Source organism: Paenibacillus sp. H1-7, from assembly GCF_022354825.1.
Lineage (GTDB): Bacteria > Bacillota > Bacilli > Paenibacillales > NBRC-103111 > Paenibacillus_S.
In genome coordinates this window covers 5,772,942-5,784,576 of sequence record NZ_CP031168.1, presented here as the reverse complement: position 1 = coordinate 5,784,576, position 11,635 = coordinate 5,772,942, and the positions used below count along the sequence as shown (strand labels likewise).

Below are 11,635 nucleotides of genomic sequence, written 5' to 3'. Positions count from 1 at the left end.
ATGATTTCGTGCGAGGAGCTAGTCAAAATTTACAAGACCGACGACATCGAAGTCGTCGCTTTGAAAGGGCTCAATATTTCCGTAGCTGCAGGAGAAATGATGGCCATTATCGGCAACAGCGGTAGCGGGAAATCGACGTTTCTGAACATCCTGGGCGGCCTTGACCGCCCTTCAGCAGGGCAGGTTCAGGTAGGAGAATGGAATTTGCTTAAAATTACCGATGAAGAGCTGGTGCAGTATAAGCGCAAAACCGTCGGGTTCATATGGCAAAATAACGCCCGAAATCTCGTTCCGTATTTGACGGCGCTCGAAAACGTGGAAATGCCAATGATGCTGAGCGGCCAGTATGACCGCGCTTATGCGAAGCAGCTGCTGGAATGGGTAGGGCTCAAAGACCGTATGGGCAACAAGCTTCAGCAGTTATCGGGCGGTGAGCAGCAGAGAGTAGCCATAGCCATCTCTTTGGCCAACCGGCCGTCTCTCCTGCTGGCTGACGAACCGACCGGTTCGGTCGATACCAAGACGTCCGATATGATCATGGATATATTCCGCAAGCTGAACCGGGAGCTTGGAGTTACGATCGTTATCGTTACCCACGATATGGCTTTGGCGACAAAGGTGGACCGGGTCGTAGCCATCCGTGACGGCATGACGAGTACCGAGTTCATCAAGCGGAACCCGAATCTCGATCAAGAAGAATTGGAATCAGCTGCAGGGTTTCAGACGATGAAGGACGTCCATGAAGAGTACGTAGTTCTGGATAAAGCCGGCCGTCTGCAAATTCCGAAAGCCTATCTCCAGGCTCTGAATATCGATTCGAAGGCGTCCATGGAGTTTGACGGGGAGAAAATAATTATTCGTCCTCCCAAATCCATTGAATAGCTCAATCCTGCACCTTCAAAATCGTTCTTACATAAAAATTTGTTTCAATTCAGTATAAAAACTATTTCGGCTGGAGGAATGCCACAATGAAACCATGGGTAAAGAACACAATGCTTCTTTCAATGAGCGTCGGCCTTACCGTTCCGATCCTTGCAGGATGTACGAAAACCCCGGGCACAGACGCGAAAACGGAGAAAGTGCTTCGTGTCGCAACAAGCTTCGGATACGGAGACGATGAATATTTCCGTCAACAGTTTACCGAGATTTTCGAGTTTGCGAATCCGAACATCAAGATCGAGATTATTCCGACAATGGATGACAGCTACCGCTACGGAGCAATGAATCCGAACCAGAAGCCGGTCGATCCGATGGAGAAGCTGAAGGAAGTCATGCAGGGGGATAACCCGCCCGATGTCGTGATGGTCGGATACGAGCAGCTGCCTGAACTGATTTCGAACAATATGCTGACCCAGCTCGACCCGATGATTACGAAAGACAAGTTCGATACGTCCGATATGGTGCCTGCGGTTATCGAAGGGCTGAAAAAGGTTGGCGACGGCAAGCTGTATGCACTAGCGCCTACTTTCAATTCCTCCGCGCTCATTTATAACAAAAAAATGTTCGATGAAGCCGGCGTTCCCTATCCGAAGGACAAAATGACTTGGGATGAAGCGTTCGATCTTGGCAGACGGCTTAGCAAGGGCGAAGGGGAAAACCGCAAATACGGATTTTCCTTCAGCACGCAATCGATGGGCGATCTCTTTTACTCGATCCAAATGTATTCCGCCCCGCTTCAATTGACTATGTTCGATGAAAAGGCCGAGAAGATGACCGTAGATTCGGATCGATGGGAGAAGGTATGGAAAACGATGCTTCAGCTGAAGCAGGACAAAGTGATGCCGGAGCAGCAGGATCCGATGCAGATGAAGACCCGCATGATGAACGGCTCGGAAACCTTCAATCCGTTCCAGTACGATGATTTTCTGTCCGGCAGAGTCGCAATGTCCATAATTAACTACGGCCAGATCAGTCAAATAACGAATGCGAATAAGAACTCGCAAAATATTCAAGGGTTCACTCCGATCGATTGGGATGTCGTGACGCTGCCCGTTCACCCGGAAGCGCCGGATGTAGGCGGGTACATGGGAATGAACGGCATTATGGGCATCAACGCCAAGGCGCAAAATCTGGAGGACGCCTGGAAATTCATCAAGTTCGTGAACGGGGAAGATTGGGCAAGGTTGAAATCAAGCAGCTCCTACAATATCGTGACGCGCAAGAAGTACATTAAGCCGAAAGACGGCGTACAATTCCATGTCGAAGCCTTCACCACTTTGACACCTGCACCGCAGCCTGACAGCAAAGTGTACCGTGAGAAGCAAAACCTGTACCAGGTCCAGGATATCGGCCGTAGATATTTTAATGATGTGACGCAAAACAAGCTGCAGGTAAGAGAAGCGTTGAAGAAATGGCAGACCGAGGGCGACGTCATGCTGCAGCAAATCAAAGACAATCCTAACGGCCCGATCAACCGTGGCGGAGCCATCGCTGTACCTGCAGGTTAAAGAACAATCACAAAAGCACTCCTACACTACATCATTATTTCAGGGAGGTTAATAGTCACCATGAATGTAAGCAAAAAAACGACCCAGATCCTGCTTTTGAGCGCAGCCCTAACCTTGAGTACTGTCGCCCCGGCTTTCGCCGATGACGGAGGCACGACGCCTCCGTCAAGCTCTTCTACTGTGTTATCCACCGGATCGGCACCGGCGCTCGGCCAAGTGACGGTCAACGGCAGCAGCTTCTTTGAGCTGAAGAACGTGACGATCCTGCCGGAGAAAGGCAGCAAGACGGTAACCTTCACCGTCAGTGTACATAATGAAGGAACGACCGATCTGCTGTTTATCGATTACTGGCCAAGAGTGAAGACGAAATCCGGCAACCAAATTTCTGTGCGCATTTTGCCTCAGGACAAAGACAAGAACAAGATCACTCCGAAGTCGGTGCAGGATATCAGCTTCTATGCGACCGTGAATGAAACGACGGAGCTGACCGACCTGATCTTCCAGTTCATCAAATGGGATTTCAGCCAGCCTAACTTCGAGAGAACGATCGGTGAAGTTGCCGTGCCGGACAATTACTCCATCGTAACGGCGGCGAATGATGCGCATCTGATTAACATGGGCGGAACCGAGGTCAAGACATCGATCAAGAAGATGCTGATGACCAAAAATGAGAAGAACTTTACACCTACCGTTATTCTCAATATGGAAAACGTAGGGAGCCGTACGGCAGCCGTTCCTGCGTATCAATTTCTGATTCGTACGAGCGAAGGATATATGTATCCGCTGGACGCCAAGAATCTGAAGGATTTGGCAATCAATCCGCAGGTGAACAAGGAAGTGGAGCTGACGGGCTCCGTTCCCGTATCGGTCAGCACGGAAGGCTGGCAGCTCGTCGTTACCCAGAATGCGGCGGACATCAAGCTGAACCTGCCGATTGCATATTTCGAGCTGCCTCTTGTGTCGGAGCCGGATACGGTAGATTCGAATAAGGAGTACAACTTCACGAACAAAGAAGGAACCTATACGACGAAGCTGAATTCCTTCCAGCGGCTGCCTATGGAGGATCAGGACATTTTATCGGCGAATCTTACGCTGTTGAACAAGGGGACCGACTCGCTCCCATTGCCGGAGCTAACGGGCCATTTTCTATTGGATGATAAGGTGAAGGTGGAAGCCAAGCTGATCCAGACCGACAAAGTGATCGGCCTGCCGTCCGGCAGCTCCGCAAGCTTTCAGTTTATCGGCAAAATGCCGTATACGTACCAATTTTCCAATGTGAAGCTTGTACTGCAGGAGAAGACGGGAGAGAAGGAAACGGAGGATCTTCTGGAGTTTGCGCATCGTTCCGAGCTGTTGAATATGCCGTATTTCAATGTCGGGGAAGTATATAAAAATACGGATGTCGGCAGAAACGCGAGCTATCAGGTTCGCAGTGTCAAAACGTATTCCGGCGATACGGCCGATATTTTCACCGTACAGCTGGAGACGACCAATTTGGAGAAGCGCTATAACGACGTATCCAAGCTGGTGGCCCAGTTCAAGACCGGGGACGGATCGATTTATCCCGCTACGGTATCGGAGATTAAGAATAAAATTACGCCGGGAGGCAAAGCGATGCTTGTACTATCGAGCACGCTGCCGAAAGGATTCCCGACATCCAATATGAATGTGATGATCGGGGAAGCCATTACGGATAACAAATTCTCTACGGAGAAGGATACCGCGGATGCCTATGTGAATGCGGTCGGCTTCTGGCTGCCGAATGAAAGCTTTGTAGCGCAGGATGATCTGCTGAATGTGGACCTGTTCCCATATACCTTCTCGGTCAACAAGATCAACACATGGCTGGACAGGGAGAAATTAAAGCTGACATTCAATTACGAGCTGACCAAGAATTTGTTGATGAGCTTCAATACCGAAGGACGCAAGCTGGTCATCGGTCTGGAAGACGAGAACGGTAACAAATCGTTTATGAGGGAGTTTGATTTCAAAGACTTCGATCAGATTGACGTTACTACGGATACGGACGTTTCGAAGGATACGAAGATCCGGTTAGGCAAGCGTGACGGCTTCGTTATCGAGGAAAGGGATCAGGATCTCATCTTCCATCTCGAAACGTTGAAGACCTACAAGCTAAGCATCTATGATTCATTCCAAGGGCAGAAGAAGCTGCTCGCCACGAAAACCATCGACTGGTTCTCTACCACGGACTAATTTCATCTATATCGCTGAACCGCCTTTGCAAAGGACTGACAACCTGGCTGGGCGGTTTTTTCTTGTCCTAATTATGTAAAAATGGTTAAAAATGTTTTGGAACTATTGACACATTTTTCAAAAGGACTTATGTTATTATCGTTAACAACATTCTTAACGACGATAACATGAGGTAGAGGAGAACGTTATGAAATCACCGCAATCGACATTTGCTGCTCTTAAACAGAATATTAGCAACCACATGTCCTTATCCTTCGAATCGGAGGGATTTAGTCCGCTTGTCGGTAAAATATTCGCTTATTTGCTGTTTGCTCCAAGACCCGTCAGCTTGCAGGAAATGGCCGATGAGCTCGGTGTGACTAAAGCGGCGATCAGCGTGCAGGTGAGAACACTGGAGAAGCATATGATGTGCCAGAAGATCCCTATCAGCAATGACCGCAGAGATTACTACTACATATCGGACGACATCAGTATGACGTCTATGCAGTCGAGTATCCAGAAGATGAAACGAATTCAGCAGCAGGTGGAACATACTTTACATATTTTTGACCATTTGGAGCAAGTCGGAGAGCAGGAGCAGGATTCCCATGATGCATGCAAACGGAGATTTATCGAGATGCAGGCGATGTACGAAATCTTCCTGAATCGTCTAGAAGGGCTGGAGGAGGAGTGGATTCAAAAGAGAGCGCAAATATTCCCTCAGTCGGAATAGCTTTCGCTGGTGAATCAAAATTTGCCAAATTGATTTTCGGAAAATGAAAAAAAATGAAGGGGTACCTCAAAATGCCTCGTCTAACAGGTCAGTAAAATAATGGAGGAGTAGAAAGATGAATAAGCTTACCCAATTTTCCATGAAAAACATCACGGCCGTCATCATTATCATCTTGTTGCTTTTCGGCGCCGGCGTGTATGCAGCGACAACATTGAAGGTTGAGAGTATGCCGGATATTTCGTTCCCGGTTGTCCTCGTGAATACCCAGTATACAGCTCCTCCAAAAGATGTGCTCGAGGACGTAACCAAGCCGCTGGAAAAAGCCATAGTAGGATTGGAAGGTATGAAAAACTTGACCTCCACGTCCAGCGATAACTTTTCCTCCATTGTCATCGAGCTCGAACAGGATAAAAAGCCCGACGATGTGAAGAAGGATGTTGAAAGTCTTATCAGCAACGTCATTCTTCCGCAAGGGTCCGAGAAGCCGAAGGTTCAAACGTTCGGATTTGCTTCCGAGCCTGTATACTACTTGTCGGCTTACGCAACGAACGGGATGGGCCAGGAAGAGCTCGATAAAATCTACAAGGATGTTATCCTCCCCGGATTCAATTCGCTCAAAGGGATCGACCATGTTGACTCCATCGGTAATCAGGAAGCTGTACTGACGATGAAGATGGACATCAATGCCATCAACAACTATGGACTGACCCCATCAGGCGTATCCTCCAGCATTAAGGCGGCGCTCAATACGAGTCCGGCCGGTTCCGTCGATTTTAACGGCAATACCCAGATGGTTCGTGTCAAAAGCGATTTGAACTCATTGTACAACCTGGAAAACATGAAGATTACGACACCGAACGGCGATACGCTGCTCTTGAAGCAAATCGCCAAAATAGAAGCGATCCGGGAATCGACATTCCTTTCCCGTTTGAACGGCATGCCGGCTATAGGCATTAACCTGTACAAGACGAAAAACGCGAACGCGGTTGAATTCGCCGACAGTGCAGATAAGCTGATGGCGGGCTGGAAGCAGCAATTCCCGAACATTACGTTCCACACCATTTACAACAGCGCGACCGATATCAAGCAGTCCGTTCACGGTATGGTGAATGAGGGCGGTCTCGGGGCGATCCTGGCTTCCATCATGATTTTGCTGTTTCTTAGAAATGTTCGTATGACCGTCATTGTTTTGGTCTCCATACCATTATCCATCTTGGTTACATTGCTGATTATGGCACCGCTAGATATATCGCTAAACATTATGACCCTGGGCGGTATGGCTATTGCCGTTGGCCGGGTCGTGGACGATAGTATCGTTGTTATCGAGAATATTTACAGCGAGCTGCAAAAAGCGCAAGAACGCAACGAATCCGTCATCAAGCTGGCGACCGCTCAGGTGGCGTCGGCGATTACTTCCTCCACCATTACAACCGTTGGGGTATTCGGGCCGATTGCATTCGTAAGCGGGGTTCTGGGCGAGGTGTTCCGTCCGTTTGCCATTACGCTCGTCGTCGCGCTGATGTCTTCCTTGCTCGTTGCGCTTACAGTAATTCCTATGTTGGCAAAGCTTCTAGTATTGCGCAGCAAAAAATTCAAAGAACACAGCGAAGAGCATCTGGGTCAATTTTCCATCATCTATAAGAAAACGCTGCTGTGGTCTCTCGTGCATCGTAAGAAAACCGTTCTACTGGCTATTTTGCTGCTTGTCGTGACCGTTATCGGGACCGTACCGTTTCTGGCCGTGTCGTTCATGCCGGAGAGCGCTACAGACAAATTGATGAACGTTTCTATTAAAATGCCGCGTGAGACAACGATTGAGAGCATGGATGCCAAAGTCAAGGAAATCGAAGCGATGATGAAGGAATCCAAAGACCCGGCGGGCCAGCCGACCTTTGTCTATTACGACTCGCTGATCGGATATAACCAGAGTGAGGATCGCATCGCCTACCGCACATCGATGTTCGCAGAAGCGTCGGCGGCTACCGATGCCAAGCAGCTTGTGAAGGATTTGAAGCAGGACATTTTGTATATGCTGCCTAAAGGCTCCGAAGTGGAAGTACAGCTCATTTCGGGAGGTCCGCCTTCAGGCGGAGACGATTTCTCCTACATGCTGAAGGGTGAAGATCTGACCCTGCTCTCCGAGGGAGCGCAGCGGGTAAAAGAGAAATTGAAGGAATTCCCCGCTCTGATCGATATTAAAGATTCGCTTAGCGAATCCAAGACGGAAGTGGAAATCAGCGTTGACCAGAATAAAGCCCGTATGTATGGCTTATCGTCGGCTCAAATTAACGAGTCGGTTCGCAGCTGGCTGGCGGAAGAAAAAATCGGCGATCTGAAATTCGACAATACGACCTTTGAAACGAAAGTCATGCTGGACGAAAATTTCAAAAACTCGGTGGATAAAATCGGCCGTTTTCAAATCAAAACGCCTACCGGGGTTACACTCAACTTGAACGAAGTAGCCAAAGTGAATCAAATCGACGCGCCGGTTGCTATTACGAGAGAAATGCAAGAGCAGTACGTCAAAGTGACCGCCAAAATCGACAGCCCGGATAAAGCGGGGATAAGCCAGCAGGTTTCCGAAGCGCTGAAATCCGTAGAGCTGCCGTCGGGTGTCAGAACCGAGGTCAAAGGGGTTACCGACGACATCCAAGAAAGCTTCTCGCAAATGTTCGTCGCAATGGGAGCGTCCATTTTCATCGTGTATCTGGTCATGGTTCTTGCGTTCGGCAACGGCAGTGCGCCATTTGCCATCCTGTTCTCCTTGCCGCTTGCGGCTATCGGGGGGCTGCTTGGTCTCCTCATTACCAAAGAGTCGGTCAACATTACGTCATTGATAGGATTCCTGATGTTGATCGGGGTCGTCGTGACGAACGCCATCGTGCTTATCGACCGCGTACAGCAGCTGCGCGAGGCCGGCCACGAAGTGAAGGAAGCATTGGTCGAAGCGGGGATGACAAGACTTCGTCCGATCATCATGACGGCAGGCGCAACCATTATCGCTTTGCTGCCGCTTGGCCTCGGGCTGTCTAAAGGCACCTTGATTTCCAAAGGCTTGGCCGTCGTAGTTATCGGCGGTTTGACTACATCGACTTTGCTGACGCTGCTGGTGGTTCCTGTAGTCTACATTATGATTGATAATATGAAAAAACGGTTCGGCCGCCTATTCAAAAAAAATCATACGCTGGTTGAAGCCAATACGGCTTCCCCTGTGAAATAAATATAACGGGTAAGAAAAAGGAGAAATGAGCCAATGAATCCGACAGTCGCAAAAACGATGAAGCATAGCACCAAAGTGGTAGGGGCCGTCATTATCAGCTCCGCGCTGCTCGCAGGGTGTACCTCACAGCCGGCAGCCCAGCCACAAACGAATGCCGCAGAGACGCAAATCAAAACGATCAAGGTTGCCAAAATAGAGAAAAAGAAAATCGGCGAGCCGCTGGAGCAAGTGGCTGACGTATCGTCGTCGATTACATTGGATGTCATCAATAAAGTCGGCGGGGATGTTCAAGAAATATTGAAGAAACGCGGCGATATGGTGGAAAAAGGAGAAGTCATTTTCCGAATCGATCCTACCGATGTGCTGCTGCAAAAGGAAAAGGCGCAAGTATCGCTAACCGGCAGCAGAGAGCAGCTGGCCAAATCCAAACAGGATTTGGTCAATTCGAGACAAGATATGCAGAACGGGATTGCTAAGCTTGAAACATCGATTAAAGATACCGAGAAAAACTATAATAAAATGCGCAATGATTACGATTTGGGGTTAGTTACCAAAAATCAGGTTGAGCAAATGGAAGATCAGCTGAAAAACTTGCGTCTCGAGCTGGACAGTGCAAAAGCCAAGCTGAAAACATTGGACAGCACCAACTCCTTATCGCAGGTTGAGCAAGTGCTGCAATCCTCCGATTTGTCAATCCGCGAAGCGGACCGTACGCTGGCTAATATGGAAGTGAAGGCTCCCGTCAGCGGTGTATTGACCGATCTGCCGATCGAGGTGGGGATGACGCTTCAAGGCGGCTTCCGGGCCGCACAGCTGCAGCAGCTCGATCCGATTAAAATTAAAGCCGAGCTGACCGAGGATGCAGCCAAGCTGATCCGCGGCAAGCAGGAGCTGTCATTCTACGTCCCCGGCTCCGTCGATAAGCAAAAAGCTAAAGTCAGCTACTTGGCGGATGTGATGAGCGCTCAATCCAAATCCTACGCGCTGGAGCTGGAAGTACCGAATGCGGACCGCAAGCTGAAGCCGGGCATGAAGGCGCAAATATTGCTGACGGAAGAAAACGATCAAGTGGTCATAACCGTCCCTACGCTGAGCGTTGTCCGGGAAGGCGGAGACACCTTTGTATTCGTGCTGTCGGGTGAGACGGTTGAGAAGCGCAAGGTGCAGCTGGGTCGGTTGAACGAAACGGATCAGGAAGTGCTCTCGGGAGTGAAAGAAGGAGAACAGCTCGTCATTTCCGGTCAAAATCAATTAAAAGACAAAGAAAAAGTACAGCTGGCGAAATAAACTTACCCACTGGAGGAGAAACAAGTGAAAATGAACTGGAAAAAGACCGTCACATCCGTCGTCATAACATCCGCACTTATGACTTCTAGCTATGCCGCAATCGCTGCGGAGCCTTCGGAAGCGCCTATTCAGGCGACCGAAGCCGCATTATCGTATACATTAAACGATTCGCTTCAATTTGAAATTAAAAGCGTATTGAATGAGCATATTCTGGAAGGCACAAGAATCGGTATAGTTGTCCGGATGAAAAATACCGGCGGCTCCATTACCCGCGTACCGGAATATGAGCTGCGTGTCAAAACAAGCGACGGGGTAGAATATGCGCTTCAGCCGAGCGCCTCCAACCCTAAAGCGATTCAACCGATGGCCAATACGGAATTGAGCTATATGGCGGTCATTGACCGTTCGGACTCCGTTGCTCTGTCTGAAGTGAATTGGACGGATGTCGACTATTATGTGTATCCGAAGAAGGAAACGCTGGTTGTTACAGCTCCGATCAGCACGCAAGCCTGGAGCGGCAGCGATACGGTAATTCAAGATCCTACGGCAGTGAAAAAGTGGGGAGAGACGTTCAAGATCGCATCGTTGATCTCTCCGCTGGAGTATACGCCGGTAAGCATTGAGAAGGAAGTGACGGACAAAGGCACCGTACAAATTGTCCAGCTGGTGGTTCAAAATCCGTCTGAGAAGAGAGAGACGCTGCCTGATTTTACGCTGGACGGCAAATCGGAAACCCAGATTTTCTCAGGTAATAAGGTGGAGCAGGGAGAAATCGTTCTCGAGGCGAAGGAGCAAAAGTATATTCATTTTGCTATCCCTACGGAGAACGATACAGTGCTAAGCAGCCTGAATCTGCTGACTCCGGAGAAATTCGCCCAGGCAGGCGCCGGAGCCCAGCCTTCGCTGGTCAATTATAATGTAGGAAGACTGAACATCTTACTGGCTGCCGCAGCGAATACAGGGACTTATCCATTCTACGAGCTGAATCAACTTATGAAATTCGACGATTTAAGCGATTTGATCCATCCGAATTTGCAAGTATCCATGGTGGAATTCCATATGGACGACAACGAGGAAGAGGGCTCCAAGAACGTAACGGCCAAATTCAAGCTGACGAACAAGAGCGATATGCCGATAGCCGTACCTGCATTCCAGACCGAGCTGGTAAGCGCCGACGGCTTTACTTACAGCGGCAGCCGCCAGATCATAGCGACGAAGAACATTCTTCCGAGCTCAAGTCTGGTCGTGAACTACTCCTACACGCTGCCTGTGTCGGAGAAGGGCGAAGGGCTCGCTTTGAAAATATTAGACACGCAGAAAGCGGCTCCGTACAAAACCGCTATAGCAGCTTACCGGGTCGTCCTGCAAGCGCCGGATGCTGCGGACCAGCTTACGATGTATCCGTTCAATGCGAAGGTAACGTACTGGACGATTACGCCAATGTTCAATCGTACAGGCAATTTATCTTATTCATATAAAGCAAGATTCGATTTGCAGATCAGCCGCGACGAGCAAGTACAGGTCGACCAAAGCTATTCCAGGCTGCAGCTGGAGCTCTATGATTCGGTCGGACGCTTGATAGGAACGACGACAGGCAAATTCATCGGTACCGGACGTTTGGTAACAGGCGAGAATAATTTGAACTTCGAGTCGACGTCCGAGCAGCTGGAGCGTCCGCTGATGATCAAAGCTTATGAAGTATTTACGACGCAGTCCGGAGACTCCAAGCGGCTGCTGGGCGTATTTAAGCAGTGA

7 protein-coding genes are annotated in these 11,635 nt (G+C 49.3%); all 7 read left to right on the top strand.

Features of this window, described 5'->3' with window-relative positions; all coding sequences use genetic code 11:
* The 7 genes from DVH26_RS25510 (at position 1) to DVH26_RS25480 (ending at position 11,635) form a co-directional block, all read left to right on the top strand.
* A complete protein-coding gene (locus DVH26_RS25510) occupies positions 1–882 on the top strand; it encodes an ABC transporter ATP-binding protein (RefSeq protein ID WP_239626820.1) in 882 nt (293 codons plus the stop codon).
* An 86-nt stretch (positions 883–968) separates the two neighbouring features.
* On the top strand, positions 969–2,447 hold the full coding sequence (locus tag DVH26_RS25505; RefSeq protein ID WP_239626818.1) for an ABC transporter substrate-binding protein: 1,479 nt from the start codon (positions 969–971) through the stop codon (positions 2,445–2,447).
* 60 nt (positions 2,448–2,507) lie between these two features.
* Positions 2,508–4,661: a hypothetical protein gene (locus DVH26_RS25500; protein ID WP_239626815.1), complete on the top strand. Its 2,154-nt coding sequence runs from the start codon at positions 2,508–2,510 to the stop codon at positions 4,659–4,661.
* Between the two features lie 187 nt (positions 4,662–4,848).
* Entirely contained in the window at positions 4,849–5,373 is a 525-nt protein-coding gene (locus DVH26_RS25495; protein WP_239626813.1) for a GbsR/MarR family transcriptional regulator, read from the top strand.
* 115 nt (positions 5,374–5,488) lie between these two features.
* Positions 5,489–8,593: an efflux RND transporter permease subunit gene (locus tag DVH26_RS25490; RefSeq protein WP_239626810.1), complete on the top strand. Its 3,105-nt coding sequence runs from the start codon at positions 5,489–5,491 to the stop codon at positions 8,591–8,593.
* Between the two features lie 33 nt (positions 8,594–8,626).
* Positions 8,627–9,880, top strand: a complete 1,254-nt coding sequence (locus tag DVH26_RS25485; protein ID WP_239626808.1) for an efflux RND transporter periplasmic adaptor subunit — start codon at positions 8,627–8,629, stop codon at positions 9,878–9,880.
* Positions 9,881–9,910: 30 nt separating this feature from the next.
* Positions 9,911–11,635 (top strand): hypothetical protein, encoded by a 1,725-nt coding sequence (locus DVH26_RS25480; protein ID WP_239626806.1) that lies wholly within the window; start codon positions 9,911–9,913, stop codon positions 11,633–11,635.

Bases quoted from the DNA above. Each gene is read 5' to 3' on its own strand.
- DVH26_RS25485 (WP_239626808.1), top strand. From the start codon at position 8,627: ATGAATCCGACAGTCGCAAAAACGATGAAGCATAGCACCAAAGTGGTA.
- DVH26_RS25490 (WP_239626810.1), top strand. From the start codon at position 5,489: ATGAATAAGCTTACCCAATTTTCCATGAAAAACATCACGGCCGTCATC.
- DVH26_RS25500 (WP_239626815.1), top strand. From the start codon at position 2,508: ATGAATGTAAGCAAAAAAACGACCCAGATCCTGCTTTTGAGCGCAGCC.
- DVH26_RS25495 (WP_239626813.1), top strand. From the start codon at position 4,849: ATGAAATCACCGCAATCGACATTTGCTGCTCTTAAACAGAATATTAGC.
- DVH26_RS25480 (WP_239626806.1), top strand. From the start codon at position 9,911: ATGAACTGGAAAAAGACCGTCACATCCGTCGTCATAACATCCGCACTT.
- DVH26_RS25505 (WP_239626818.1), top strand. From the start codon at position 969: ATGAAACCATGGGTAAAGAACACAATGCTTCTTTCAATGAGCGTCGGC.
- DVH26_RS25510 (WP_239626820.1), top strand. From the start codon at position 1: ATGATTTCGTGCGAGGAGCTAGTCAAAATTTACAAGACCGACGACATC.